General features: G+C 64.1%; 25 protein-coding genes. 20 read left to right on the forward strand and 5 right to left on the reverse strand.

Features of this window, described 5'->3' with window-relative positions; translation table 11 throughout:
• Window positions 1-36 precede the first annotated feature (36 nt).
• From OKW30_RS04495 to cysM, 5 genes are all read left to right on the forward strand, one after another.
• Window positions 37-1,440: a UDP-glucose dehydrogenase family protein gene (locus OKW30_RS04495; RefSeq protein ID WP_090801314.1), complete on the forward strand. Its 1,404-nt coding sequence runs from the start codon at window positions 37-39 to the stop codon at window positions 1,438-1,440.
• The gene (gene rfaE1 / locus OKW30_RS04500; protein ID WP_090801312.1) at window positions 1,406-2,413 is read left to right on the forward strand and encodes a D-glycero-beta-D-manno-heptose-7-phosphate kinase; all 1,008 of its coding nucleotides are present in this window, start codon (window positions 1,406-1,408) and stop codon (window positions 2,411-2,413) included. The genes OKW30_RS04495 and rfaE1 overlap by 35 nt, the downstream gene beginning before the upstream one ends.
• Window positions 2,414-2,498: 85 nt before the next feature.
• Window positions 2,499-3,491: an ADP-glyceromanno-heptose 6-epimerase gene (rfaD, locus tag OKW30_RS04505; protein ID WP_184011054.1), complete on the forward strand. Its 993-nt coding sequence runs from the start codon at window positions 2,499-2,501 to the stop codon at window positions 3,489-3,491.
• Between the two features lie 78 nt (window positions 3,492-3,569).
• The gene (locus OKW30_RS04510; protein WP_090805416.1) at window positions 3,570-3,944 is read left to right on the forward strand and encodes a ComEA family DNA-binding protein; all 375 of its coding nucleotides are present in this window, start codon (window positions 3,570-3,572) and stop codon (window positions 3,942-3,944) included.
• A gap of 238 nt (window positions 3,945-4,182) precedes the next feature.
• Complete coding sequence (cysM, locus tag OKW30_RS04515; RefSeq protein WP_184070716.1) at window positions 4,183-5,085, forward strand: cysteine synthase CysM; 903 nt, start codon at window positions 4,183-4,185, stop codon at window positions 5,083-5,085.
• 112 nt (window positions 5,086-5,197) lie between these two features.
• Here cysM and mltB read toward each other — a convergent pair whose 3' ends face one another.
• Window positions 5,198-6,376 carry a lytic murein transglycosylase B gene (gene mltB / locus OKW30_RS04520; protein ID WP_187628969.1) on the reverse strand — a complete coding sequence of 393 codons (1,179 nt, stop codon included), beginning with the start codon at window positions 6,374-6,376 and terminating at the stop codon, window positions 5,198-5,200.
• Window positions 6,377-6,710: 334 nt separating this feature from the next.
• Here mltB and OKW30_RS04525 point away from each other — a divergent pair, with 334 nt between their 5' ends.
• Together OKW30_RS04525 and OKW30_RS04530 are read left to right on the forward strand one after the other, a co-directional pair.
• The gene (locus OKW30_RS04525; RefSeq protein ID WP_090801305.1) at window positions 6,711-7,634 is read left to right on the forward strand and encodes a histone deacetylase family protein; all 924 of its coding nucleotides are present in this window, start codon (window positions 6,711-6,713) and stop codon (window positions 7,632-7,634) included.
• A 79-nt stretch (window positions 7,635-7,713) separates the two neighbouring features.
• Entirely contained in the window at window positions 7,714-8,523 is an 810-nt protein-coding gene (locus OKW30_RS04530) for an enoyl-CoA hydratase (RefSeq protein ID WP_090801303.1), read from the forward strand.
• A gap of 27 nt (window positions 8,524-8,550) precedes the next feature.
• Here the strand turns inward: OKW30_RS04530 and OKW30_RS04535 are convergent, their stop codons facing one another.
• The gene (locus OKW30_RS04535) at window positions 8,551-9,456 is read right to left on the reverse strand and encodes an alpha/beta hydrolase (RefSeq protein ID WP_090801301.1); all 906 of its coding nucleotides are present in this window, start codon (window positions 9,454-9,456) and stop codon (window positions 8,551-8,553) included.
• Window positions 9,457-9,695: 239 nt separating this feature from the next.
• Here OKW30_RS04535 and OKW30_RS04540 point away from each other — a divergent pair, with 239 nt between their 5' ends.
• The 6 genes from OKW30_RS04540 to OKW30_RS04565 all read left to right on the forward strand — a co-directional run bounded on the left by OKW30_RS04540 (window position 9,696) and on the right by OKW30_RS04565 (window position 16,057).
• The gene (locus tag OKW30_RS04540) at window positions 9,696-10,730 is read left to right on the forward strand and encodes a methionine ABC transporter ATP-binding protein (protein ID WP_187628971.1); all 1,035 of its coding nucleotides are present in this window, start codon (window positions 9,696-9,698) and stop codon (window positions 10,728-10,730) included.
• Complete coding sequence (locus OKW30_RS04545; protein WP_184070708.1) at window positions 10,720-11,373, forward strand: methionine ABC transporter permease; 654 nt, start codon at window positions 10,720-10,722, stop codon at window positions 11,371-11,373. Before OKW30_RS04540 ends, OKW30_RS04545 begins: the two co-directional genes overlap by 11 nt.
• A 48-nt stretch (window positions 11,374-11,421) precedes the next feature.
• Window positions 11,422-12,222 (forward strand): MetQ/NlpA family ABC transporter substrate-binding protein, encoded by an 801-nt coding sequence (locus OKW30_RS04550; RefSeq protein WP_429346120.1) that lies wholly within the window; start codon window positions 11,422-11,424, stop codon window positions 12,220-12,222.
• Window positions 12,223-12,457: 235 nt separating this feature from the next.
• The gene (locus OKW30_RS04555; protein WP_184027740.1) at window positions 12,458-13,207 is read left to right on the forward strand and encodes an electron transfer flavoprotein subunit beta/FixA family protein; all 750 of its coding nucleotides are present in this window, start codon (window positions 12,458-12,460) and stop codon (window positions 13,205-13,207) included.
• A gap of 13 nt (window positions 13,208-13,220) precedes the next feature.
• Window positions 13,221-14,168 carry an electron transfer flavoprotein subunit alpha/FixB family protein gene (locus OKW30_RS04560; RefSeq protein ID WP_184027751.1) on the forward strand — a complete coding sequence of 316 codons (948 nt, stop codon included), beginning with the start codon at window positions 13,221-13,223 and terminating at the stop codon, window positions 14,166-14,168.
• Between the two features lie 98 nt (window positions 14,169-14,266).
• Window positions 14,267-16,057 carry an acyl-CoA dehydrogenase gene (locus OKW30_RS04565; RefSeq protein WP_429346121.1) on the forward strand — a complete coding sequence of 597 codons (1,791 nt, stop codon included), beginning with the start codon at window positions 14,267-14,269 and terminating at the stop codon, window positions 16,055-16,057.
• A gap of 139 nt (window positions 16,058-16,196) precedes the next feature.
• Here OKW30_RS04565 and OKW30_RS04570 read toward each other — a convergent pair whose 3' ends face one another.
• The gene (locus tag OKW30_RS04570) at window positions 16,197-17,483 is read right to left on the reverse strand and encodes a D-amino acid dehydrogenase (RefSeq protein ID WP_184073833.1); all 1,287 of its coding nucleotides are present in this window, start codon (window positions 17,481-17,483) and stop codon (window positions 16,197-16,199) included.
• 179 nt (window positions 17,484-17,662) lie between these two features.
• Between OKW30_RS04570 and OKW30_RS04575 the strand changes: the two genes are divergently transcribed.
• Together OKW30_RS04575 and OKW30_RS04580 are read left to right on the forward strand one after the other, a co-directional pair.
• Window positions 17,663-18,151, forward strand: a complete 489-nt coding sequence (locus OKW30_RS04575; RefSeq protein WP_090801287.1) for an Lrp/AsnC ligand binding domain-containing protein — start codon at window positions 17,663-17,665, stop codon at window positions 18,149-18,151.
• A gap of 145 nt (window positions 18,152-18,296) precedes the next feature.
• On the forward strand, window positions 18,297-19,448 hold the full coding sequence (locus OKW30_RS04580; protein ID WP_429346122.1) for a PA0069 family radical SAM protein: 1,152 nt from the start codon (window positions 18,297-18,299) through the stop codon (window positions 19,446-19,448).
• Window positions 19,449-19,484: 36 nt separating this feature from the next.
• Here the strand turns inward: OKW30_RS04580 and OKW30_RS04585 are convergent, their stop codons facing one another.
• Window positions 19,485-19,952, reverse strand: a complete 468-nt coding sequence (locus OKW30_RS04585; RefSeq protein WP_184073831.1) for an NINE protein — start codon at window positions 19,950-19,952, stop codon at window positions 19,485-19,487.
• 198 nt (window positions 19,953-20,150) lie between these two features.
• On the reverse strand, window positions 20,151-21,245 hold the full coding sequence (locus OKW30_RS04590; RefSeq protein WP_429347724.1) for a PQQ-dependent sugar dehydrogenase: 1,095 nt from the start codon (window positions 21,243-21,245) through the stop codon (window positions 20,151-20,153).
• 261 nt (window positions 21,246-21,506) lie between these two features.
• Between OKW30_RS04590 and rpsP the strand changes: the two genes are divergently transcribed.
• The 5 genes from rpsP to OKW30_RS04615 all read left to right on the forward strand — a co-directional run bounded on the left by rpsP (window position 21,507) and on the right by OKW30_RS04615 (window position 24,804).
• Window positions 21,507-21,761 carry a 30S ribosomal protein S16 gene (rpsP, locus tag OKW30_RS04595; RefSeq protein WP_013090118.1) on the forward strand — a complete coding sequence of 85 codons (255 nt, stop codon included), beginning with the start codon at window positions 21,507-21,509 and terminating at the stop codon, window positions 21,759-21,761.
• A 134-nt stretch (window positions 21,762-21,895) separates the two neighbouring features.
• Entirely contained in the window at window positions 21,896-22,630 is a 735-nt protein-coding gene (rimM, locus tag OKW30_RS04600) for a ribosome maturation factor RimM (RefSeq protein WP_184073827.1), read from the forward strand.
• Window positions 22,631-22,655: 25 nt separating this feature from the next.
• Window positions 22,656-23,423: a tRNA (guanosine(37)-N1)-methyltransferase TrmD gene (gene trmD / locus OKW30_RS04605; protein WP_187627939.1), complete on the forward strand. Its 768-nt coding sequence runs from the start codon at window positions 22,656-22,658 to the stop codon at window positions 23,421-23,423.
• Window positions 23,424-23,571: 148 nt separating this feature from the next.
• Window positions 23,572-23,958 (forward strand): 50S ribosomal protein L19, encoded by a 387-nt coding sequence (gene rplS / locus OKW30_RS04610; RefSeq protein WP_013090115.1) that lies wholly within the window; start codon window positions 23,572-23,574, stop codon window positions 23,956-23,958.
• An 87-nt stretch (window positions 23,959-24,045) separates the two neighbouring features.
• Window positions 24,046-24,804, forward strand: coding sequence for an NUDIX hydrolase (locus tag OKW30_RS04615; RefSeq protein WP_184073824.1), 759 nt, complete (start codon window positions 24,046-24,048; stop codon window positions 24,802-24,804).
• Window positions 24,805-24,951 lie beyond the last annotated feature (147 nt).

The following is a 24,951-nucleotide window of genomic DNA, read 5'->3' on the forward strand; positions in this document are numbered from 1 at the left end:
CGGCATTCATTACCGGAACCTTCCACCGGAAAGCGTATGAAAATCACCATTATCGGCACCGGCTATGTGGGCCTTGTCACCGGCGCCTGTCTCGCCGAAATCGGCAATGACGTCTTCTGTCTCGACGTCGATCAGCGCAAGATCGACATCCTCAACAAAGGCGGCGTGCCGATTCACGAACCGGGCTTGCAGGAGATGATCGCCCGCACGCGCGCGGCTGGCCGCATCACGTTCTCGACCGATGTCGCCGCGAGCGTCGCGCACGGCGACGTGCAGTTCATCGCGGTCGGCACGCCGCCCGACGAAGACGGCTCCGCCGATCTGCAATATGTGCTCGAGGCCGCGCGCAACATCGGCCGCACGATGAATGGTTTCAAGGTGATCGTCGACAAATCGACGGTGCCGGTCGGCACCGCGCAGCGCGTGCGCGCGGTGATCAATGAAGAGCTCGCGAAACGCGGGCTCGCCGGCAGCGCGCAGCATCGCTTCTCGGTCGTGTCGAATCCCGAGTTCCTGAAGGAAGGTGCGGCCGTCGACGACTTCATGCGCCCCGACCGTATCGTGATCGGTATCGACGAAGACGAACCGGGCGTGCGGGCGCGCGAAATGATGAAGCGTCTGTACGCGCCGTTCAACCGCAATCACGAACGCACGCTGTACATGGACGTTCGCTCGGCCGAGTTCACCAAGTACGCGGCCAACGCGATGCTCGCGACGCGCATCTCGTTCATGAACGAGATGTCGAATCTCGCGGACAAGGTCGGCGCCGACATCGAAGCGGTGCGCCGCGGCATCGGTTCCGATCCGCGCATCGGCTATCACTTCCTGTATGCGGGCTGCGGCTATGGCGGCTCGTGCTTCCCGAAGGACGTGCAGGCGTTGATTCGCACCGCGAGCGAGAGCGGCCACAACCTGCGGATTCTCGAGGCGGTCGAGGAAGTGAACTACCAGCAGAAGGACGTGCTCGTGAACAAGATCACCGCGAAGCTCGGCGAGGATTTGAGCGGCCGCGCGTTCGCGGTGTGGGGTCTCGCGTTCAAGCCGAATACCGACGACATGCGCGAGGCGCCGAGCCGTCGCGTGATCGGCGAGTTGCTTGCGCGCGGCGCGAACGTGCGTGCGTACGATCCGGTCGCCGTGACCGAGGCGCGTCGCGTCTTCGCGATGGATCTGCACGCTGCGCCGGAGCAGCTGGCGCGTCTCACGTTCACGAGCACTCAGGACGAAACGCTGATCGGCGCCGACGCGCTCGTGATCGTGACCGAATGGAAGGAGTTCAAGAGTCCTGATTTCGTGCATCTGAAATCGGTGCTGAAGACACCGCTGATTTTCGACGGCCGCAATCTGTACGAACCGGACGCGATGACCGAGCTCGGTATCGACTACCACGCCATTGGACGCCCCTATGCCCAACCCTCTGAACTTCCGGTCGATGCCTGAGGCCATGCCCGCGGCGCCCGCGTCCACGACGGCGCAGAAGCTCACGGTCGTGCCGCGCGCGCAGCTCAACGCGGCGCGCGTGCTGGTGGTCGGCGACGTGATGCTCGACCGATACTGGTTCGGCGACGTCAACCGCATTTCTCCGGAGGCGCCCGTGCCGGTCGTGCACGTGCAGCGCCAGGAAGATCGGCTGGGCGGCGCGGCGAACGTCGCGCGCAACGCGGTCGCGCTCAGCGCGCAGGCGGGTCTTTTGTGCGTGGTCGGTCATGACGAGCCCGGCGAGCGCATCGTGCAGCTGCTCGGCGAAAGCGGCGTCACGCCGCATCTGGAACGCGATCCGGCCTTGCTGACGACGATCAAGCTGCGCGTGCTGTCGCGTCAGCAACAGTTGCTGCGCGTCGATTTCGAAAACTCGCCGGCACACGAGGTGCTGCTCGCGGGCCTCGCGCGTTTCGACGAGCTGCTGCCATCGTACGACGTGATCCTGATGTCCGACTACGCGAAGGGCGGCCTCACGCACGTCACGCAAATGATCGCGAAGGCGCACGCGGCCGGCAAACCGGTGCTCGTCGATCCGAAGGGCGACGACTGGGAGCGCTATCGCGGCGCGACGCTGATCACGCCGAATCGCGCGGAATTGCGCGAGGTCGTCGGACAGTGGAAGTCCGAGGAAGATCTGATCGCGCGCGTCACGAAGCTGCGCGCCGAGCTCCAGTTCAAGGCGCTGCTGCTGACGCGCTCGGAGGAGGGCATGACGCTGTTCTCCGACGATGGCATCCTGCACGCGTCGGCCGTTGCGCGCGAAGTGTATGATGTTTCGGGCGCGGGCGACACCGTGATCGCGACACTCGCCGCGATGCTCGGCGCGGGTCTTTCGCTCGTCGACGCGGTGGGACTCGCGAATCGCGCGGCCGGCATCGTGGTCGGCAAACTGGGCACCGCCACGGTCGACTACGACGAACTCTTTTCCTGATGCAGCCCGCGGGGCGCCGTCGTCCGACGGACCAGCGGACCCCGCGCGGCGTTGACTGAACGAAGCTCACTACCGCAGGATCACCATGACCGTCATCGTCACCGGCGCGGCCGGTTTTATCGGCAGCAATCTCGTGAAGGCGCTCAACGAGCGCGGCGAACAGCGCATCATCGCCGTCGATAACCTCACGCGTGCGGACAAGTTCAGGAATCTGGTCGACTGCGAAATCGACGACTATCTCGACAAAACCGAATTCGTCGAGCGCTTCAGGCGCGGCGACTTCGGCAAGGTGCGCGCGATATTCCACGAAGGCGCCTGCTCGGACACGATGGAAACCGACGGCCGCTACATGATGGACAACAACTACCGCTATAGCCGCGACGTGCTGGACATCTGCCTCGCGCAGAACGTCCAGTTCCTGTACGCGTCGTCGGCGGCGACGTATGGCGGCTCGAGCCGCTTCGTCGAGGAGCGCGAGGTCGAGCAGCCGCTGAACGTGTACGGCTATTCGAAGTTCCTGTTCGATCAGGTGATTCGCCGCGTGCTGCCCACCGCGAAGAGCCAGATCGTGGGCTTCCGTTATTTCAACGTCTACGGTCCGCGCGAAACGCACAAGGCGCGCATGGCGTCGGTCGCGTTTCACAACTTCAACCAGTTCCGCGCCGAGGGCAAGGTCAAGCTGTTCGGCGAGTACAACGGCTATGCGGCCGGCGAGCAGACGCGCGATTTCATCTCGGTCGAAGACGTCGTCAAGGTCAACCTGTTCTTCTTCGATCATCCGGAGAAGTCAGGCATTTTCAATCTCGGCACCGGCCGCGCGCAGCCGTTCAACGATATCGCGAGCACCGTGGTCAACACGCTGCGCGCGCTGAACAACGAGCCGGCGCTGTCGCTCGCGGATCAGGTGCAACGCGGGCTGATCGAATACATTCCGTTCCCCGACGCGCTGCGCGGCAAGTACCAGTGCTTCACGCAGGCCGATCAGTCGAAACTGCGCACGGCCGGCTACGACGCGCCGTTTCTGAGCGTGCAGGAAGGTGTCGATCGTTACGTGCGTTGGCTGTTCGGCCAGGTGTGATTCGTACGTCATCCTCTTTAAACTGGAATCTCCTGGCCGGTGATGGTCGCCGGCCAGTGGCAACAGGGAGATTCCAATATGTTTCGAAAAGTACTGGTTACCGCGGCGATGCTCGCCGCTTTCGGCCACGCGTATGCGGCGGTCGACGTCAATACGGCTAACGAAGACGCGCTGCGCGGCATCAAGGGCATCGGTCCGGCAAAAGCCAAAGCGATTGTCGAGGAACGTAATGCGCACGGCCCGTTCAAGGACGCGGCGGATTTCGGCAAGCGCGTCAAGGGCATGGGCGGGCACACCATCGAGCGCCTGCAGGCGGAGGGTCTCGCTGTCGGACCGGCTGGCGCGGCTGCTAGCACGCAGGTTGCGGCAGCTGCGGCGGGCAAGGAGCCGGCCGCTACGGCCGCGTCCGCCGCCACGCAGAAGGGCGCCGCCGCAGTGGCGGTTAAGAAGTAAACGGCCGCGAGCCTTGCGCGTGCCATGCTGACGAGCGGCTTGCGGCGCGCACGGTTCGCGAACGTTCCATTGCATCGATTGGTACACACGCTTTCCCGCGGCTCGCAGCCGCGGGCTTTTTGCGTAGCAACCGCCATGCATCCATGCGGACAGAAGGGCTGCAGGGCAGCGCCGGAGATCGTGGTTTAGAATCGATGGACTGAAGACACTCTTTCGCGCATCGATCGCTAGACCCCATATGGCATACCAAACGATTGAAGACACGGTCGGCAATACGCCGCTCGTACAACTCGTCCGGCTTCCCGACGACGAGATCCGTAGCCGCAACAATGTGATCCTCGCGAAGCTCGAGGGCAACAATCCTGCGGGGTCGGTGAAAGACCGGCCGGCGTTGTCCATGATCAAGAAGGCCGAAGCGCGCGGACGCATCAAGCCGGGCGACACGCTGATCGAATCGACGAGCGGCAACACCGGCATCGCGCTCGCGATGGCCGCCGCAGTCCGCGGCTACAAGATGGTGCTGATCATGCCGGAAGATCTGTCGGTCGAGCGCCGCCAGAGCATGGCCGCTTACGGCGCGGAAATCATCCTGACGCCTGTCAAAGGCGGCATGGAGTACGCGCGCGATCTCGCCGAGCAGATGCAGCGCGAAGGCAAGGGCATCATCCTCGATCAGTTCGCGAACCCGGACAATCCGGCCTCGCACATTGAAGGCACGGGCCCGGAAATCTGGCGCGACACGGAAGGGCGCATCACGCACTTCGTGTCGTCGATGGGCACGACCGGCACGATCATGGGCGTGTCGACGTATCTGAAAACGCAGAACGAGCAGATCGAAATCATCGGCGCGCAGCCGGAAGAAGGCTCGCGTATTCCGGGTATTCGCAAATGGCCGGAAGCGTATCTGCCGAAAATCTTCGACCGCAGCCGCGTCGACCGCGTGGAGAACGTCAGCCAATCCGCGGCCGAGGCGATGGCGCGCCGCCTGGCGTCGGTCGAAGGCATCTTCGCGGGCATTTCGTCGGGTGGCGCGTGCGAAGTCGCGCTGCGCATCGCGCGTCAGGTCGAGAACGCGACGATCGTGTTCATCGTCTGCGATCGCGGCGACCGTTATCTGTCCACGGGGGTATTTCCCGCGTAAGCGGGTCGCCGGGCGCCTTCGCGGGCACACGAGCTAATAAAAAGCGCCGGTCGAGCCGGCGCTTTTTTTGCGTCTTTCAACGCGAGGCGCCCGCGGCGACTCGCGGTGTGACTCACTGCGAATCTGAGTTCGACTGATCCGCCTGGCCTTGCGACGCGCTGCCGTTGTTGGCCGCTTTTGCGGCATTCGCCGCGTCGATCGCTTGCATCTGCGCCTTGACCTTCTGACCCAGCTGATACACCGCGAGCGCATAGAAGAAGCTGCGGTTGTAGCGCGTGAGCACGTAGAAATTCTTCAGGCCGAGCACGAACTCGGTGCCGCGTCCCGGTGTCGGCAGATCGACCACCGTGACCGGGGTGCCCGCTTCGGAAGCAATGTCGACGTTCGGCTCGTTCAGCACGAGGCCGGCACGCAGCAACTGGTCGAGCGGCCAGTGCGGCTCCGGCTGCCCATTGGCCGCGGCCTGCGCGACACCGAGGCTGCCCGCGTCCGAGCCGATTCGCCATACCACCGGCCGGCCGCTTTCCCAGCCGTTCTGGCGCAGATAATTCGCGACGCTGCCGATCGCATCCGCATCGCTCGTGCGCAGATCGATGCGCTTGTTGCCTTCGTAGTCGACCGCGTATTGGACGATGCTGCTCGGCAGGAACTGCGGAATGCCGATCGCGCCGGTGTACGAGCCGAGCACCGTGTTCGGGTCGATTTGCGCGTCGCGCGTCCACACCAGGTAGTCTTCGAGATTCTTGCGGAAGGTCGCCTGGCGGTCCGCGCGATTCGCGGTGTTCGGATAATCGAAGCTCAGCGTGGTCAGCGCATCGAGCACGCGGAAATTACCCATGTAGCGACCGTAGATCGTCTCGACGCCGATGATGCCGACGATCATCTCCGGCGGCACGCCGAACTCCTGATACGCGCGCTGCAGCGTGGCCCGGTTCTCGCGCCAGAACTGCACGCCGGCATTGACGCGCACCGGGTCGAGGAAGCGCGCCTGATACGAGCGCCAGTTCTTGACCGACGGCGTCGATGACGGGGTGACCAGCTTCACTGCGGTCGCCGAGTAGCTGACGCCGGTGAACAGCGCGTGCAGCGACGCTTCGTCGAAATCGTAGCGCGCGACCATCTCGTTGATGAACGCATCGACGTTCGCGTTGTGCGCATAGCGCTGCGGAATGATCTCTTCCTCGAACGTCTGTCCTTGCGGTACCGGCTGCTGCGGCTGGCTCTGCGCGAGTTGCACCGGTGCTTTCCTCGTGGCGCTTTGCGCGCTCGCGGGACTTGCTGCGATGAACATGCACGATGCGACGATCAGTGAGGCGGCGTGGGTGCCGAGGCGAAGCCGGTGGCGTGGGGATCCTGCGGACAGAGCAAGCTTGACGGTCATGGTGAGCAGTGAGCGCGATGCGTGAAAGGCTGGAAGCAGTCGGAAAGCGGCAGGAACGAAACGGCGAATAACGGGTCGGGGAAGTATATCCGACGACTCCCGCAAAACCGTGCTGAATCGGCGACAGCGGCGTCGTGTGGTAACTTGACGAATGGAGGCGCGCGGGGGCGCGCGCCGCTCGACGGAGACACGCCGCGCGCGCAGTTCATGCGTCGCGCCGTAGAAGAGACGCACAACACGAACTATGGCAACAGGCTTCTATTCCCACCCCGACTGTCTGCTGCACGACATGGGGCAGTGGCACCCCGAGTGTCCCGCGCGCCTGCAGGCGATCGAGGATCAACTGATCGCAAGCCGCATCGACGCGCTGATCGAGCGCGAATCGCCGCCGCTCGTCGACGAGGCCGCGCTGCTGCGAGTGCACACGCAGGCGCACGTCGACTACATCCGCGGTCGCTCGCCCGTCGAGGGCGTCGCCGAGATCGATCCCGACACGACGATGAATCCGCACACGTGGCAGGCCGCGCTGCGCGCGGCGGGCGCGGCGGTCGCCGCCACCGACGCGGTGATCGAAGGCCGCTACGACAACGCGTTCTGCAGCGTGCGGCCGCCGGGCCATCACGCGGAGCCGGCGCGTGCGATGGGCTTCTGCTTTTTCAACAACATCGCGATCGCCGCGCGCCACGCGCTCGACGTGCATGGTCTCGCGCGCGTCGCCATCATCGACTTCGACGTGCATCACGGCAACGGCACCGAGGCCGCGTTCTCGGGCGACCCGCGCGTGCTGATGTGCAGTATCTTCCAGCACCCGTTCTATCCGTTCACGGGCGCCGACAACCAGGCGTCCAACATGTGCAACGTGCCGATGCCGGCGCGTTCGAACGGCATGGCCGTGCGCGAAGCGGTCGATATGCTGTGGTTGCCGCGCCTGCACGAATTCAGGCCGGAGATGCTGTTCATCTCGGCCGGCTTCGACGCGCATCGCGAGGACGACCTCGGCAACATGGGCCTCGTCGAAGACGATTACGCGTGGATCACCGACCAGATGCGCGAGATCGCGCGGCGTTATGCGCGTGGGCGCATCGTCAGTTGTCTCGAGGGCGGCTACAACCTGTCGGCGCTCGGGCGCAGCGTGGTCGCGCACGTGCGGTCGCTGGCGGAGATCTGAGGTTGCCCGACTGCACGCGGCGACAGTGGCTCGAAAGCCAGCGAGCGAAAATCGACATTCACGTACCGAGGAGCGAGCCATGAACGCCAGTCCCGCCAGCACCGGCGACGCGTCGCTGGTCACGATCGAACACGACGCGTATCGCGTAGCGGGCGTCGTGCGCGTGACGATGAACCGGCCCGATGCGTTCAACGCGCTGTCCGAAGCGTTGCTCGACGGACTGCAGCAGACGCTGACCGGGATCGCGAAGACCGATGCCCGCGTGGTCGTGATCGCCGGCGCTGGCCGCGCGTTCTGCGCGGGGCACGACCTGAAGGAAATGCGCGCGGCGCCATCGCTTGCTTATTACCAGCAACTGTTCGCGCGCTGCACGAAGCTGATGCTGACGATCCAGCGCATGCCGCAGCCGGTGATCGCGCGCGTGCATGGCATCGCGACCGCCGCCGGCTGCCAGCTGGTCGCCATGTGCGATCTCGCGGTCGCCGCCGATACCGCACGCTTCGCCGTATCGGGCGTGAACCTCGGATTGTTCTGCGCGACACCGTCGGTGCCGCTGTCGCGCAACCTGTCGCGCAAGGCCGCGCTAGAAATGCTGCTGACCGGAGATTTCATCGACGCCGCCGAAGCGCGCAAGCAGGGGCTCGTGAACCGCGTCGCCCCAGCCGATGCGCTCGACGACGAAGTCGCGCGGCTCGCCGCGAGCATCTGCGCGAAGCCGGTCGAAGCTGTCAGCGCGGGCAAGGGCCTGTTCTACCGGCAGCTCGAAATGGGTATCGAAGCCGCGTACCAGCTCGCGGGGCAGACGATGGCCTGCAACATGATGGACGACTCGGCGCTCGAAGGCGTGCAGGCTTTCATCGACAAACGCGCGCCGAAGTGGAAGCGGTAGTCGACGGCCAGCAAGCGCCGCGTCTTGTCAACTCGGTCCCACCGCCCGCCTTTCGATCCACTCGACCAACGCCTCGATCACCCGATCGCGATCGAGGTCGTTCATCGTCTCGTGGTAACTACCCTCGTGCAGCGTGAGCGTCTTGTCCGGCGAGCCCGCGTGCTCGCCGAACGCGCGGCTGCCGTCGGGCTCGGTCACTTTGTCGTCGGTGCCATGAAACACGAGCAGCGGCATGCGCAGCCTCGCGCGTCCGCGTTCGATGCGCGCCATCGCGAGCAGCAGCTCGGCGCCCGTGCGCGCCGGAATCGCGTCGTGATGCACGAGCGGATCGTTGAGGTTGGCTTTGACCACCGGCTGAAGGCGCGAGAGCAGCGCAGGGTCGATCTTCATCGCCGGGAAGGTTGGGTAGACGCGGCTGATCACCTGGCTTAGCGCGAGCATCCACTTCGGCACGTCGCGGCCCGGCGCGAGCGCGGGGCTCGACAGGATCAGGCCGGCGAGGCGCCGCCCGCTCGCGTCGAGGCGCTCTATCGCATACAGCGCCGCCACCGCGCCACCCATGCTGTGACCCATCAGGAATAACGGCGCACAGCTTTGCGCGGCGGCGTCGAGCAGCGCCTGCGCATCGAGCAGGTAGTCGTCGAAGCGTTTCACATAGGCGCGCTTGCCGGGCGCGTGGCCGTGGCCGCGCAGATCGATCGCGACGAGTTCGATGCCCGCCGCGTTGAGCCGGCCCGCAACGGCGGCGTAACGGCCGGCGTGCTCGGCGAGGCCGTGCAGCAGCGCGACCGTCGCGCGTATGGGCCCGTTCGGCCGCCAGCGATACAGCGGCAATTCGATGCCATCGCCGGTCGTCACCGACCCGCGCTGCGGCGCATCTTTATTGAGACTGCCGGCGCTCGCGCGCACGGTGTGGCTCGGAGAAGTCTGCATGGCGGCGGCCTGTGCTGAAGGTGAGTGGCCCGATCATAGTCGTAGCGGCGCGAAGCGCGTGAGCTTCGTGCATAAGGCGCGGCTCTAATGCCCGCAGGTTATGAAAAGATCGAAATTGATTATTAAAGGGCATGTCGTCGCTGCGGTAGAATGACGACCTCAAATCCCAATAAAAGAAACGGCGGCCGCTTGTCGGGAGCACGATGCTCGCCGGCAGCCTCCGCCGTTTTTGTTTGTCCATGATCGAAATACGCAATGTTTCCCAGCGGTTTGCCGGGTCCCGGGGGTGGGTCGAGGCGCTGCACAACGTCAATCTGACGATTCCGGCGGGCGAGGTGTTCGGCATCATCGGCCGCAGCGGCGCGGGCAAGAGCACGCTCGTGCGCACGATCAACCTGCTGACGCGCCCATCCGAGGGCAACATCCTCGTCAACTGCCGCGATCTGACGACGCTGCCCGCCGCGCAACTGCGCGACGCGCGTCGCGAGATCGGCATGATCTTCCAGCACTTCAATCTGTTGTCGTCGCGCACCGTGTACGAGAACGTCGCGCTGCCGCTCGAACTGGCCGGCATGAAGCGCGACGAGATCGAGGCGAACGTGCTGCCGCTGCTCGAGCTCGTCGGTCTGTCGGCGCAGAAGGACCGCTATCCGGCGCAGATCAGCGGCGGGCAGAAGCAGCGCGTGGGCATCGCGCGTGCGCTCGCGAGCAAGCCGAAGGTGCTGCTGTCGGACGAGGCGACCTCCGCGCTCGACCCCGAAACCACCCGCGCGATCCTCGATCTGCTCAAGCGCATCAACCGCGAACTGAACCTGACGATCGTGCTGATCACTCACCAGATGGACGTGATCAAGCAGGTCTGCGATCGCGTCGCGGTGCTCGACGCGGGCCGCGTCGTCGAAGAGGGCAAGGTGATCGACGTGTTCCTGCAGCCGCACCACGAAGTCACGCGCGCGCTGATCGGCGACGTGATCGCGCAGGAGCTGCCGCCCGCCATGAAGGCGCGCGTCGCGCAGCGGTTGAAGACCGGCAGCGGCCATCTGCTGCGCCTCGCGTTCACCGGTTCGGGCGTCGATCAGCCGATCCTGTCGGAGACGATTCGCCGCTACGAGCTCGACTTCAACATCCTGCACGGCCAGATCGACGAAATCCAGGGGCAGGCGTTCGGCTCGCTCGCGGTACTCGCGGGCGGCGATCCGGCCAAGGTTGCGCAGGCGATCACGTTTCTGCGCGAGCAGGGTGTCGTAGTGGAGGAGCTCTCGCATGTTGAGTGAAATGTTCGATATGTTCGTCCAGTCGTTCTGGGAGACGCTCATCATGGTGGGCGTCTCCGGACTGATTGGCGCTGTGGTCGGCGTGCCGCTCGGCGTGCTGCTGTATTTGACCAACCGCCAGGGCGTGCTCGAAAACGTCGCGTTGAATCGCGTGATGGGCGTGATCGTCAACGCGGTGCGCTCGACGCCGTTCATCATCCTGCTGGTCGCGGTGATTCCGTTTACGCGACTTGTCGTCGGTTCGTCGATCGGCACCGCGGCCGCGATCGTGCCGCTGACGATCGCCGCGGCGCCGTTCATCGCGCGCCTGGTCGAAACGGCACTGCGCGAGGTCGATCGCGGGCTCATCGAGGCGGCCCAGGCGATGGGCGCGACCACCAGCCAGATCGTCTTCAAGGTGCTGTTGCCGGAATCGCTGCCGGGGGTGGTCGCCGGGTTGACGATCACGTTCGTGTCGCTGGTCGGCTATTCGGCGATGGCCGGCGCGATCGGCGGCGGCGGTCTTGGCGACCTCGGCATCCGCTACGGCTATCAGCGCTTCCTGCCGGAAGTGATGCTCGCGGTCGTGCTGATACTGATCGTGTTCGTGCAACTGGTGCAGTCGTTTGGGGATTGGCTCGTGCGTCGTCTGAGCCACAAATAAACAAGGGCGTTCGGAAGCCCGCTAATAAAGATTCGGAAAAGGTCCATCATGCAACGTCGCTTCATTCTCAAGCTGGCCGCCGCATTCGGCGCGGCAACGCTCTTCGCCACCACCGCGGCGCATGCCGAAGACACGATCAAGGTTGGTGTCACCGGCGGCCCGCACGCGCAGATCATGGACGTCGTGAAGACGGTCGCCGCGAAGAACGGCCTGAACATCAGGATCGTCGAATTCTCCGACTACGTGCAGCCGAACGCGGCGCTCGCGGGCGGCGATCTGGACGCGAACAGCTACCAGCACGACCCGTACTTGCAGGCGCAGGTGAAGGATCGCGGCTACAAGCTGATCCGTATCGCCGATACGGTCACGTACCCGATGGGGATCTACTCGAAGAAGGTGAAGTCGCTCGCCGAACTGCAGCCGGGCGCGAAGATCGCCGTGCCGAACGACCCGACCAACGGCGGCCGCGCGCTGCTGTTGCTGCAGAAGCAGGGCTTGCTGAAGCTGCGCGCCGCCGAGGCGGGCCTGAAGGCGACGCCGCTCGACATCGTCGACAATCCGAAGAAACTAAAGATCGTCGAGCTTGACGCGGCGCAGATTCCGCGTTCGCTGGGCGATGTCGATGCCGCCGCGATCAACACCAACTTCGCGATGGAAGCGGGCCTCAAGCCAACGCAGGACGCTATCGCGATCGAGGACCGGAAAGGTCCCTACGTAAACGTGATCGCGATCCGCGAAGCGGACAAGAACAAGCCGTGGGTCGCGAAGCTCGTCGCGGCGTACCACTCGCCGGAAGTGAAGCAGTTCGTCGACAGCAAATTCGGCGGCTCGGTGATCACCTCCTGGTGATGCAACGCCCGCGGACCTCGCAGAACACGACGGCAATGCGAAATTAGAGGTCTGAGTAGGAACCCGGGGTTGTCTCCCGGGTTTTTTGGAGATTAAAATAGAACGATCGTTCGGTATTGCCGGCACGCCGCTGAGGAGCGATATCCTCCCGCAAAGCGCCCGCGACACGGCTGTCATGAGGGCAGTCGCTATAATGTTCATCGGGTTGACGTATTCGTAACTTTGGAGCGTGTGCATGAAAATTCTGGTGCCAGTGAAAAGAGTGGTCGACTACAACGTGAAGGTCCGCGTGAAATCGGACGGTACGGGCGTCGATATCGCGAACGTGAAAATGTCGATGAACCCGTTCGACGAAATCGCGGTTGAAGAAGCGGTGCGTCTGAAGGAAGCGGGCGTCGCGACCGAAGTGATCGCCGTGTCGGCCGGTGTTGCGCAGGCGCAGGAAACCCTGCGCACCGCGCTCGCGATCGGCGCGGATCGCGCGATCCTGATCGAATCTGGTGAAGACCTGCAGCCGCTCGCCGTCGCGAAGCTGCTCAAGGCGCTCGTCGACAAGGAGCAGCCGCAACTGGTGATCCTCGGCAAGCAGGCCATCGACGACGACTCCAACCAGACCGGCCAGATGCTCGCCGCGCTCGCGAATCTGCCGCAGGCGACGTTCGCGTCGAAGCTTGTCGTGGCGGACGGCAAGGCGACGGTGTCGCGTGAAGTGGACGGCGGCGCGGAAACGCTGTCGCTGACGCTGCCGGCCGTGGTCACGACCGATCTGCGCCTGAACGAGCCGCGCTACGTAACGCTGCCGAACATCATGAAGGCGAAGAAAAAGCCGCTGGAAACGGTCAAGCCCGAAGACCTCGGCGTCGATGTCACGCCGCGTCTGAAGACGCTGAAAGTCGCCGAGCCGCCCAGGCGCTCCGCCGGTGTGAAGGTGCCGGACGTGAAGACGCTGGTCGAGAAGCTGAAGACCGAAGCGAAGGTGCTGTGAGGAGACCCGAGAAATGACGAACCTGGTAATTGCAGAACACGACAATGCGTCGATCAAGGCCGCGACGCTGAACACGATCGCAGCGGCACAGAAGATCGGCGGTGATATTCACGTGCTGGTCGCGGGACATAACGCGCAGGGCGCGGCCGATGCGGCCGCGAAGATCGCGGGTGTCAGCAAGGTGCTGCTCGCCGATGCGCCGCAACTGGCCGAAGGCCTCGCGGAAAACGTCGAAGCGACGGTCCTGACGCTTGTGCAAGATGCGGCGAAGCACTACACGCACATCCTCGCGCCGGCTACCGCCTACGGCAAGAATGTCGCGCCGCGTATCGCCGCGAAGCTCGACGTCGCGCAGATCAGCGACATCACGGCAGTGGATAGCGCCGACACGTTCGAGCGTCCGATCTACGCGGGCAACGCAATCGCGATCGTGCAATCGGCTGATCCGATCAAGGTCATCACCGTGCGCTCGACCGGTTTTGATGCCGTCGCGGCCGAAGGCGGCAGCGCAGCGGTCGAGAAGATCGAAGCGGCAGCCGACGCAGGCCTCTCGCAGTTCGTGAGCCGCGAAGTGACGAAGCTCGATCGTCCGGAACTGACGAGCGCGAAAATCATCGTGTCGGGTGGCCGTGGTCTGGGCAATGGCGAGAACTACATGAAGGTGCTCGAGCCGCTGGCCGACAAGCTCGGCGCGGCACTGGGCGCATCGCGTGCGGCGGTCGACGCGGGCTTCGTGCCGAACGACTATCAGGTCGGCCAGACGGGCAAGATCGTCGCGCCGCAACTGTACGTCGCAGTCGGCATCTCGGGTGCGATCCAGCACCTCGCCGGCATGAAGGACTCGAAAGTCATCGTCGCGATCAACAAGGACGAAGAAGCGCCGATTTTCAGCGTGGCCGATTACGGCTTGGTTGGCGATCTGTTCACCCTCGTGCCGGAACTCGTGAGCGAACTCGGCTAAGCGCCGCGGCGCCTGAAAGAGGCCGCCGAAAGCAAGCGAAGGGCGCAGGACCGACCAAGTCCCGCGCCCTTTTTTCATATCAAGGGAGGAGAACCGAAATGAGCTATACGGCGCCCATCAAGGACATGCTGTTCGTGATGAAAGAACTGGCCGGACTCGAAGACATCGCGAAGCTGCCCGGCTTCGAGGACGCGAACCTCGACACCGCGCAGGCCGTGCTCGACGAGTCGGCGAAACTATGCGGCGAAGTGCTCGCGCCGCTGAACGTCGACGGAGATCGCAATCCGAGCAGCTGGAAGGATGGCGTGGTCACTGCGACGCCGGGTTTCAGGGAAGCCTTCCGCCAGTTTGCCGAAGGCGGTTGGCAGGGCGTGCAACATCCGCTCGACTACGAAGGCCAGGGCCTGCCGAAGCTGATCGCGACGCCTTGCATCGAAATGCTCAACGCGTCGAACCTCTCTTTTGCACTGTGTCCGTTGCTGACCGACGGCGCCATCGAAGCGCTGCTAACCGCTGGCAGCGAAGCGCAAAAACAGACCTATGTGCCCAAGCTGATTTCCGGCGAATGGACCGGTACGATGAACCTGACCGAACCGCAGGCCGGCTCCGATCTCGCGCTCGTACGCACGCGCGCCGAGCCGCAGGCCGACGGTTCGTTCAAGCTGTTCGGCACGAAGATTTTCATCACGTGGGGCGAGCACGACATGGCGAAGAACATCGTGCATCTGGTGCTCGCACGCACGCCGAACGCGCCCGATGGCGTGAAAGGCATTTCGCTGTTCCTTGTGCCGAAGTTTCTCGTCGACGAAGACGGTTCGCTCGGTGAGCGCAACGACGTGCATTGCGTGTCGATCGAGCACAAGCTCGGCATCAAGGCGAGCCCGACCGCGGTGCTGCAGTTCGGCGATCACGGCGGCGCGCTCGGTCAGCTGATCGGCGAAGAGAATCGTGGCCTCGAATACATGTTCATCATGATGAACGCCGCCCGTTTCGCGGTCGGCATGCAAGGTGTCGCGATCTCGGATCGCGCATATCAGAAAGCGGTCGCGTATGCGAAAGAGCGCGTGCAGAGCCGTCCCGTGGACGGCTCCGCGAAGCAGTCGGTCGCGATCATCCAGCACCCGGACGTGCGCCGCATGCTGTCGACGATGCGCAGCCTCACCGAGGCGTCGCGCGCGCTCGCCTACCTCGCGGCCTCGCACTGCGATATCGCGCATCGTCATCCGGACGATGCGACGCGCGCGAAGCATCAGGCGATCTACGAATATCTGGTGCCGATCGTGAAGGGCTGGAGCACGGAGCTGTCGATCGACGTGACGAGCCTCGGCGTGCAGGTGCATGGCGGCATGGGCTTCATCGAGGAAACCGGCGCTGCCCAGTACTACCGCGACGCGCGCATTCTACCGATCTACGAAGGCACGACCGCGATCCAGGCCAACGACCTGATCGGTCGCAAGACGCTGCGCGACGGCGGCAAGGTCGCGAAGGAACTGCTCGCTGGCGTCGCCGAAACGGTTGAAGCGCTTGGCGCGCAGCAGGGCGCGGCGTTCGCATCGATGCGCACACAGCTCGCGCAGGGCCAGCGCGCGCTTGGCGCGGTCGTCGATTTCGCCGTCGCCAATGCGAAGGGTGATCCGAATGCGGTGTTCGCGGGCAGCGTGCCCTATCTGAAGCTCGCGGGCATCGTGCTGGGCGGCTGGCAGATGGCGCGTGCGCAGCTTGCCGCGGCGACGAAGCGCGACGAGGACCCAGCGTTTCATGACGCGAAGATCGCGACCGCGCGGTTCTACGCCGAGCACGTGCTGCCGCAGGCGGCGGCGCTCGAAGTGGCGATCGTCAGCGCGAAAGGGGGCGAGGGCGTGCTGGCTTTGTCGGAAGACCAGTTCTGAGCATGCCTCGATGCCGGCCGCGATCGCGGCAGCACATTGAAATGCAAACGGCGCCCCGCGAGGCGCCGTTTGTTTGTCCGCCTGCTGTTTGTTGCGGCCTGCGCCGCGGGCAGGGCCGCGTCAGCGCACGCACTCAAACTCACGCATACGCCGGCCGATGCTCGCCCGCGGTCTCGCCGAGATAGCGATGCACCGACAGATCGTCCGCGCGAATCGCGGGCTGCTTGCCCGACATCAAGTCGGCGAGCAGTTGGCCCGAGCCGCACGACATCGTCCAGCCAAGCGTGCCGTGGCCGGTGTTCAGGAACAGGTTCGGAACCGGCGTGCGACCGACGATCGGCGTGCCGTCCGGCGTCATCGGCCGCAGACCGGTCCAGAACGTCGCCTTCGAGGTGTCGCCGCCGCCCGGGAACAGGTCATTCACAGAAAGCTCGAGCGTCTCGCGGCGCGCCTGGCGCAGCGATTTGTCGAAGCCGACGATCTCGGCCATCCCGCCGACGCGAATCCGGTCATCGAAGCGCGTGATCGCGATCTTGTAGGTCTCATCGAGCACGGTCGACACCGGCGCGGCAGCCGCGTCGACGATCGGCGCGGTGATCGAATAGCCTTTCAGCGGATAGACCGGAATCTTCACTATGCCATCGAGGAAGCGCGTCGAATACGAGCCGAGCGCGACCACGAACGAATCCGCGCGCACGAGTTCGCTGCCGCACTGTACGCCGGCGATGCGGCCGCCCGCCATCGCGAGCGCGTCGATCGACGTGTTGTAGCGGAACTTGACGCCCAGTTCCTCGGCGAGCGCCGCGAGGCGCGTCGTGAACATCCGGCAGTCGCCGGTTTCGTCGCCGGGCAGGCGCAGGCCGCCGGTGAGCTTGTGCGACACCGCGGCGAGTGCTGGTTCGGCCTTGGCGAGTTCGTCGGCCGTCAGCAGCTCGTATGGCACGTTGGCTTCCTGCAGCACGGCGATGTCTTTCGCGGCGCCGTCGAACTGCTGTTGCGTGCGAAATACCTGCAGCGTGCCGCCGGTGCGGCCTTCGTACTCGATGCCGGTGTCGGCGCGCAACGCCTGCAGGCAGTCGCGGCTGTATTCGGCCAGCCGCACCATACGGCCCTTGTTCACCGCATAGCGCGGCGCCGTGCAGTTCTGCAGCATCTGCCACATCCATTGCAGTTGGAACGCGGTGCCGTCGACGCGAATCGCTAGCGGCGCGTGCTTCTGGAACATCCACTTGACGGCCTTCAGCGGCACGCCCGGGGCGGCCCACGGCGAAGCGTAGCCCGGCGAGATCTGGCCCGCGTTGGCGAAACTGGTTTCGAGCGCCGGGCCGGCCTCGCGATCGATAACGGTCACTTCGTGACCGGCGCGCGCGAGGTAATACGCACTCGTCACGCCGACGACGCCACTGCCCAAAACGACGACTCGCATAGCTGCTCCAGATATCCAAAAATTGAGTGAGGGCAAGGCGCTCGTCGGAGGTTCGATCTGATTCGATCCGGCGAGCTGCAATGTGAGGTGAAATGCCGTTTGCCCAGTGTTAACCGCTATACTATTAACAGTGAGACAGGTTTTGTTATCGTATTTTCATCATTTTTAGAAAAAACACCATGCGTACCCAGCGCCAGCCCGTGCGGGCTCTCGACAAGCTCGATCACAAGATCCTGCGGCTCCTGCAGCAGGACGGCCGTATGGCGATGAAGGACCTGGCGGAGCAGGTCGGTCTGTCGGTGACGCCGTGCATCGAGCGCGTCAAGCGGATGGAGCGCGACGGCGTGATCACCGGCTACTACGCCCGCGTGAACCCGGCCGAGCTGGGCGCGGCGCTGCTCGTGTTCGTCGAGATCACGCTCGATCACAAGAGTGGCAACATGTTCGATCTGTTCCGGCGCGAGGTGCAGAAGATCCCCGAGGTGCTCGAGTGCCACCTCGTGTCGGGCGATTTCGACTATCTGATCAAGGCGCGCATCGGCGAAATGGCCGATTACCGCAAGTTGCTCGGCGACATCCTGCTGCAGCTGCCGGGCGCGGTGCAGTCGAAGAGCTATGTGGTGATGGAGGAAATCAAGGAGACGCTGACGATCGCGGTGGGCGAGTAGGTGCCGGTTCACTGACGGGGTGGGACGCGCATCAAGCGACCAACGAAGTGCTCGACAAACGGCGTAAACACTGTATATTTATACAGGTGTTTTGCGCCGCTTTCCTTTGGCGCTTCCTGTTTGCATTTGCTTTGCGTGGCCCGCCGTGGACGACCCCGACACCCCTGACATTCCCGAATTTCCGATCGCGCCGCCGGCGCCTCGCAAGGGGCGCGGCGCGGTCACGAACCTGCAAGGCCGCTACGAAGTCGACCAGCGCGAAGCCGTCCACGACGGCTGGCAGACGGCCGACGAAGACGGGGAGCCGAAGGTCCTGCGCACGCAGGTGTTCGAGGAGCGCGCAAAAACCATCCTCACACGCAATGCGTCGCCGGACATTCCGTTCAATGTGTCGCTGAATCCTTACCGGGGCTGCGAACACGGCTGCATCTATTGCTTCGCGCGGCCCACGCACAGCTACCTGGGCTTGTCGCCCGGGCTCGATTTCGAAAGCCGCATCTACGCGAAGATCAACGCGCCCGAACTGCTCGAGCGGGAACTGTCGAAGAAATCCTATGTACCCGAGCCGATCGCGCTCGGCGTCGCCACCGATGCATGGCAGCCGGCCGAACGTGACTTGCGTCTTACGCGTCGTGTGATCGAGGTGCTCAGCGAGCGCAACCACCCGTTCGCGGCGATCACCAAATCATCGCTGATCGAGCGCGACATCGACCTGCTTGCGCCGATGGCCGGGCGCGGGCAATTCATGGCGGCGATCACCATCACGACGCTGGACGCCGACATCGCGCGCACGCTCGAACCGCGCGCGGCCACGCCGTCGCGCCGGCTGCGCACGATCCGTACGCTCAGCGAGGCGGGCATTCCGGTCGGCGTCAGCATCGCGCCGGTGATCCCGTTCGTCACCGAACCGGATATGGAGCGCGTGCTCGAAGCATGCGCCGAAGCGGGCGCCAGCAATGCGAGCTATATCGTGCTGCGGCTGCCGTGGGAGGTCGCGCCGCTGTTCAAGGATTGGCTGGGCGCACATTTCCCGGATCGGGCCGAGCGCGTGATGAGCCGTGTGCGCGACATGCGAGGCGGCAAGGATTACGATTCTTCGTTCTCGACCCGCATGAAGGGAGAGGGCTTATGGGCGGATCTGCTCAGGCAGCGCTTTCACAAGGCCGTGCGCCGGTTAGGGTTGAACGGGCGCGACCGCGGCATTCTCGACATGTCGCATTTCCGCCGGATCGAGCCGCCGCGCGCCGAGCAGGTGAGCGCACCGGCGCGCGACAGTCCGCAACTGAGGCTTTTCTAGCGCGCAGGAACGTCTGCGGGTCCCGCCACTGGGGCATTACTGCGAAATCGCTTTGGCCGCTTCGACCTGACTTTCGAAGTAAGTCTGGAACGCGAGCGCGAGACCGGTCATCAGCAGAAACGCACCGATCAGCAGCGAAAAGATCACGACGAAAATGACCGTCCAGCCGGAGCGGCTTTTGCGTTGCGTGTGGGTGTTGAATTGCGCATCCCATTTCTGATCAGGACGCAGCCCGTAGACGAGCGCCGCCAGAAACGCGGCAAACAGCGAAACCGCGCCGATCGGCGCGAGCGCCCAGCCCAGGATCGACGCGCGCTCGGTCGCGACCAGCAGCATCACGCCGGGAATGCCGACCAGCGTGCCGAGTAGATGCGCCCAGCCGTAGATGTCTCGGGTGCCGTACAGATAGAAGCGGTGGGCGCCGAGGCTGCCGAACAGGAACGCCAACGCGGCGGTGAGCGTCTTGGATCTGAAGCGCGGGGAAGTCGAGGCAGCGGTGGGCATGAACGCGTGGGCAGAGTGACGGGCGGTCGAAAGGAGCGGCGCGCCGCGGGGGCGCGGGCCGACGCGCATTCTACGCCTGCGGCGCGCGGGTGGTCACGTGGAGGACGATCGCCCAGGCTGAAAGCGGGGTGGCGAGATGCGCCGGACCTGGCTCAAGGTGAGTGCAGCCGTTCAGCCGGACATGCGTGCATCCGCGTGTTACGGCGCTGAATACGTGACGCGATAGATCGCGCCGGCGGTATCGTCGCTGATCAGTAGCGAACCGTCTGGCAGCGGCAACACGTCGGCGGGGCGGCCCCAGACCGATTCGCCGGGTTGCAGCCAGCCTTCGGCAAAGACCTGCTGGCGTGCGTGGCTGCCGTCAGGGTCGGTGATCACGCGCACGACGCGGTAGCCGACCTTCTTGCTGCGGTTCCACGAGCCGTGCTCGGCGATGAAGATATTGTTGCGGTAGTCGGCTGGAAACATCGGGCCGTCGTAGAAGCGCATGCCAAGCGCCGCCACGTGCGCGCCAAGCTTGACCACTGGCGGCGTGAATTCGCTGCACGGATGATCCTTGCCGAACTCGGGGTCGGGCGTGTCGCCGCCGTGACAGTACGGAAAGCCGAAGTTCATGCCGACTAGCGGCGCGCGGTTGAGCTTGTCGCTCGGAATATCGTCGCCGAGCAGGTCGCGACCGTTGTCGGTGAACCAAAGTTCGTGGGTGACCGGATGCCACGCGAAGCCGACCGAATTGCGGATGCCGCGCGCGACGACCTCGTAGTGGCTGCCGTCCGGGTTCATGCGGCCAATCATCGCAAAGCGGTCCGGATCTCTCTGGCAAATATTGCACGGCGCGCCTTGCGGCACGTACAGCTTGCCATCCGGGCCGAACGCGATGAATTTCCAGCCGTGATGCGTGTCCGTCGGCAGCTCGTCGGTGACAACGACGGGTTTCGGCGGATCGTTCAGGTGCGAGTCGATCGCATCGAAGCGCACGATTTTCGACACGGCCGACACATACAGCGCGCCGTCGCGCCACGCGACGCCGGCGGGCATCTGCAGCCCGGACGCGATCACGTGGTGACCCGTCACGCGGCCGTTCCGCAGCTCGAGCGCATACACATGGCCATCGTCGCTGCCCACGTAGAGAATGCCCTTGGGCGACAACGTCATCGCGCGCGCGCTCGGCACCTCGTCCGACAACACTTCGATGTGAAAGCCCGGCGGCAGCTTGATTTTCTCGATGGGCAGCGCGGCGATTGCCGTCAACGCCTGCGCGGCGATAACCGCGGCCGCTACCGCACGTAGAATCCGGCTGCACGAGGTGCGCGAAAGTCCAGCAAAGCGTACGAAAAAGGCACAAAAGGCGAACGGAAACGGGAGTTTCGGCTGGCGTTGCACAGGCGCTCCTTCAGGTAATTCGGGCGTTTGAACCGGTTCTCGCACCTCTTGTAGAAGGTGGGTGCAGCCCGGTTCCGCAGTTTATCCCGGTAAGTGTTTGTTATGGCGTTGGTTTCCCGCTATAATCGCGTGTTTCAGTCGTTCCGAACCCCGGTTTTCAAGGATTCTAGTATGGTCATCATCCGCTTGGCTCGTGGCGGCTCCAAGAAGCGCCCGTTCTACAACATCGTCGCCACCGACTCGCGCAGCCGTCGTGACGGCCGCTTCATCGAGCGCGTCGGTTTCTACAACCCGGTCGCTACGAAGGGCGAGTCCCTGCGTATCGCTCAGGATCGCCTGACGTACTGGCAAGGTGTTGGCGCGCAACTGTCGCCGACCGTCGAACGTCTCGTGAAGGAAGCGCAAAAGGCGCAGCCGGCTGCTTGATATGGCGGCCCGCAGGCGTATCGTCGTCGGTTCGGCCGGCGGCTCGCGCAACTCGCGTGAGCAGTCCGATGCGCAATTTGTTTTACTGAAGCAGACGCCAAAGCAGGCTGCGAAGTTGTTGTCGAGGTTATTCGATGTCTGTGCGTGATTCCGGCAGTTCTGGTAGCGTCAAGGCAGCTTCGCGCGCAAAGGCGTCTGGTCAGGCGTCGTTCGGTGCATTCGTCCGCAAGCCGGTCGAACGAACCGACGGCAAGGCGAAAGAGGCGCAAGCCAGTGCCGCGAACGCCGATTTCGAAGCTGCAGAAATGCGCATCGAAACGGCCGCAAGCTGGCCGGCCGATGCGGTCGAAGTCGGCGCAATCGTCGACGCCTATGGTCTCAAAGGCTGGGTCAAGGTAGCCGCGCATGCGGATGCCGGGCAAGGCGGCGACGTCTTGCTGAGCGCGAAGCGCTGGTGGCTGCTGAAAGGCCAGGAGCGCAAATCGGCGCCGTCCTTGCAGGCCAAAACACATAGCGACAGCGTGGTCGCCCGTCTGGGTGGCGTCGCTGACCGCGATACGGCGTTGGCTTTGCGCGGTTCTCGCGTATACATCGGCCGTAGCGAATTTCCGGCGCTCGAAGCCGACGAATTCTACTGGGTCGATCTGATCGGCCTGGACGTGGTGAATCTCGCCGGGCTCAACCTCGGCAAAGTCGCCAGCATGATCGACAACGGCGCGCAGTCGGTGCTGCGCATCGAATATCCGGCTACCGACAAAAACGGCAAGCCGGTCGCAGGCGAGCGTTTGATCCCGTTCGTCGGCGTCTTTGTCAAAACGGTGGACCAGGCGGCAAAGCATATCGTCGTCGACTGGGAAGCTGACTATTGAAATCTATCGTTGAGCGGGGAGAGCGATGCAGTTCGATGTCGTGACGCTCTTTCCAGAAATGTTCCGCGCGCTGACTGACTGGGGTATCACCAGCCGGGCCGCGAAGCAGCAGCGCTATGGGTTGCGTACGTGGAATCCGCGCGATTTCACGACCGACAACTACCGCACGATCGACGATCGCCCATACGGCGGCGGCCCCGGCATGGTTATGCTGGCCCGGCCGCTCGAAGACGCGATCAGTGCCGCGAAAGCGGCGCAGTCGGAGCAGGGCATCGGCGCGGCGCGCGTCGTGATGATGTCGCCGCAAGGCGCCACACTGAATCACGAGCGCGTGATGAAGTTCGCGGCCGAACCCGGTCTGATCCTGTTGTGCGGGCGCTACGAAGCGATCGACCAGCGTCTGCTGGACCGTGTCGTCGACGAAGAAGTAAGCCTTGGCGACTTCGTGCTGTCGGGCGGCGAGTTGCCCGCGATGGCGTTGATGGATGCGGTCGTGCGTCAGTTGCCTGGCGTGCTGAACGACTCACAGTCGGCGGTGCAGGATAGCTTCGTCGATGTGCTGCTCGATTGTCCGCACTACACGCGTCCCGAGGAATACGAGGGCGTGCGGGTGCCTGATGTGCTGCTCGGCGGCCATCATGCGGAAATCGAAGCGTGGCGGCGGCGCGAAGCATTGCGCAACACGTTGAACAAGCGGCCCGATCTGATCCTGAAGGCCAGAAAGAACAGAATGCTGAGCCGTGCCGACGAGGCGTGGCTCGCGAGTCTCGCGAAGGAAGAGCCGAAGGCCTGAGGCCCGGTCTTTCAAGCGGACACAAGGTGGTGCCGTGCATGCGTGTGCGGTGCCAGATGTGAACCCATCCTCTATCGGGGCCGTAGCCCAACGCAGTAAGCGCGTGAGGCAGGTACGAACGCCGACAAGATGGATCTAGGAGTCAGTGATGAATCTGATTGCAAAACTCGAGCAGGAAGAAATCGCGCGCGTTCTCGGCGAAAAGACCATTCCGGATTTTGGTCCGGGCGATACGGTCATCGTCAGCGTGAACGTGGTTGAAGGCACGCGTAAGCGTGTGCAGGCTTACGAAGGCGTCGTGATCGCCAAGCGTAACCGTGGTCTGAATTCGTCGTTCATCGTCCGTAAGATTTCGTCGGGCGAAGGCGTCGAGCGTACGTTCCAGACGTATTCGCCGCTGCTGGCTAGCATCGTCGTCAAGCGTCGCGGCGATGTGCGTCGTGCGAAGCTGTACTATCTGCGCGAGCGTTCGGGCAAGTCGGCTCGAATCAAGGAAAAGCTGGTCTCGAAAGACCGCGCTGCTTCCCAAGCGTAAATGCTGTAAGAAAAAGCACCCCTCGCGGGTGCTTTTTTGTTGGCCAGGTCAAAATAGCGGCATGTCCACGCTCATCAGAGAGACCCGTTGATCCGCCCCGTCTTTGAGCCCGAAACTCTGCCTGTCATCGCGACAGGCGCCGATCTGCCACCGGTCGCGCGCGAGCGTCTGACGCCCGATGCACTGCGGGCGCGCTTTGATCGGCAGCTTGCCTGGACACCCGAGAAAATTGCCGATGCGCCGTGGCGCAATACCGACCTCGATCCGCGCGTGGCCGCGGTGCTGGTGCCGCTCGTCGTGCGCGCGCGTGGTCTTACCGTGTTGCTCACGCAGCGCGCGGACCATCTGAACGATCACGCCGGTCAGGTGAGTTTTCCCGGCGGCCGCCAGGAACCGTTCGACGCTGATGCGACTGCCACGGCTCTGCGCGAAGCGCGCGAAGAGGTGGGCCTCGACGCGTCGCGCGTCGAAGTTCTCGGCGCATTGCCCGACTATCTCACTGGCACCGGCTTTCGCGTGTCGCCGGTCATCGCTCTTGTGCACCCGCCGTTCTCGCTGGAGATCGATACGCTCGAAGTGGCCGAGGTCTTCGAAGTGCCGCTCGCGTTCCTGATGGACCCGTCCAACCACGAAGAGCGCCTGTTCCGCTACGAGGGCGGAGAGCGCCGCTTCTTCGCGATGCCGTATCCGCGCGGCGAATTGACGGTGGCTCCGGAGGCCGCCGAGCAGCGCGGCGCGCACCACGCGCAGACGGTCACGCCAGCAGCCGTGCAAGGCGGCCATCATTTCATCTGGGGCGCGACGGCGGCGATGCTGCGCAACCTGTATCGGTTCCTCGCCGCATAAATTACGTGACTCGCATCGCCGCGTCGACGATGCACAGTTGCGCGAACGACGCACTTGTCGGCGCTTTGTCAGCATCCGCGTTCAGACTCATCCGACCCTGTGCTATCGTTATAAAACAATCGTAAAAACTTAAAAAGCACGGCGCAT

It is taken from the genome of Paraburkholderia sp. Clong3 (assembly GCF_050436485.1).
GTDB classification, from domain to species: domain Bacteria; phylum Pseudomonadota; class Gammaproteobacteria; order Burkholderiales; family Burkholderiaceae; genus Paraburkholderia; species Paraburkholderia tuberum.

Coding starts and splice junctions, on each gene's coding strand:
- OKW30_RS04510 (WP_090805416.1), top strand. CDS start 3,570: ATGTTTCGAAAAGTACTGGTTACCGCGGCGATGCTCGCCGCTTTCGGC.
- OKW30_RS04555 (WP_184027740.1), top strand. CDS start 12,458: ATGAAAATTCTGGTGCCAGTGAAAAGAGTGGTCGACTACAACGTGAAG.
- rpsP (WP_013090118.1), top strand. CDS start 21,507: ATGGTCATCATCCGCTTGGCTCGTGGCGGCTCCAAGAAGCGCCCGTTC.
- rfaE1 (WP_090801312.1), top strand. CDS start 1,406: ATGCCCAACCCTCTGAACTTCCGGTCGATGCCTGAGGCCATGCCCGCG.
- trmD (WP_187627939.1), top strand. CDS start 22,656: ATGCAGTTCGATGTCGTGACGCTCTTTCCAGAAATGTTCCGCGCGCTG.
- OKW30_RS04495 (WP_090801314.1), top strand. CDS start 37: ATGAAAATCACCATTATCGGCACCGGCTATGTGGGCCTTGTCACCGGC.
- OKW30_RS04560 (WP_184027751.1), top strand. CDS start 13,221: ATGACGAACCTGGTAATTGCAGAACACGACAATGCGTCGATCAAGGCC.
- OKW30_RS04575 (WP_090801287.1), top strand. CDS start 17,663: ATGCGTACCCAGCGCCAGCCCGTGCGGGCTCTCGACAAGCTCGATCAC.
- OKW30_RS04530 (WP_090801303.1), top strand. CDS start 7,714: ATGAACGCCAGTCCCGCCAGCACCGGCGACGCGTCGCTGGTCACGATC.
- OKW30_RS04535 (WP_090801301.1), bottom strand. CDS start 9,456: ATGCAGACTTCTCCGAGCCACACCGTGCGCGCGAGCGCCGGCAGTCTC.
- OKW30_RS04565 (WP_429346121.1), top strand. CDS start 14,267: ATGAGCTATACGGCGCCCATCAAGGACATGCTGTTCGTGATGAAAGAA.
- cysM (WP_184070716.1), top strand. CDS start 4,183: ATGGCATACCAAACGATTGAAGACACGGTCGGCAATACGCCGCTCGTA.
- rplS (WP_013090115.1), top strand. CDS start 23,572: ATGAATCTGATTGCAAAACTCGAGCAGGAAGAAATCGCGCGCGTTCTC.
- OKW30_RS04585 (WP_184073831.1), bottom strand. CDS start 19,952: ATGCCCACCGCTGCCTCGACTTCCCCGCGCTTCAGATCCAAGACGCTC.
- OKW30_RS04570 (WP_184073833.1), bottom strand. CDS start 17,483: ATGCGAGTCGTCGTTTTGGGCAGTGGCGTCGTCGGCGTGACGAGTGCG.
- OKW30_RS04545 (WP_184070708.1), top strand. CDS start 10,720: ATGTTGAGTGAAATGTTCGATATGTTCGTCCAGTCGTTCTGGGAGACG.
- rimM (WP_184073827.1), top strand. CDS start 21,896: ATGTCTGTGCGTGATTCCGGCAGTTCTGGTAGCGTCAAGGCAGCTTCG.
- OKW30_RS04550 (WP_429346120.1), top strand. CDS start 11,422: ATGCAACGTCGCTTCATTCTCAAGCTGGCCGCCGCATTCGGCGCGGCA.
- rfaD (WP_184011054.1), top strand. CDS start 2,499: ATGACCGTCATCGTCACCGGCGCGGCCGGTTTTATCGGCAGCAATCTC.
- mltB (WP_187628969.1), bottom strand. CDS start 6,376: ATGTTCATCGCAGCAAGTCCCGCGAGCGCGCAAAGCGCCACGAGGAAA.
- OKW30_RS04525 (WP_090801305.1), top strand. CDS start 6,711: ATGGCAACAGGCTTCTATTCCCACCCCGACTGTCTGCTGCACGACATG.
- OKW30_RS04540 (WP_187628971.1), top strand. CDS start 9,696: ATGATCGAAATACGCAATGTTTCCCAGCGGTTTGCCGGGTCCCGGGGG.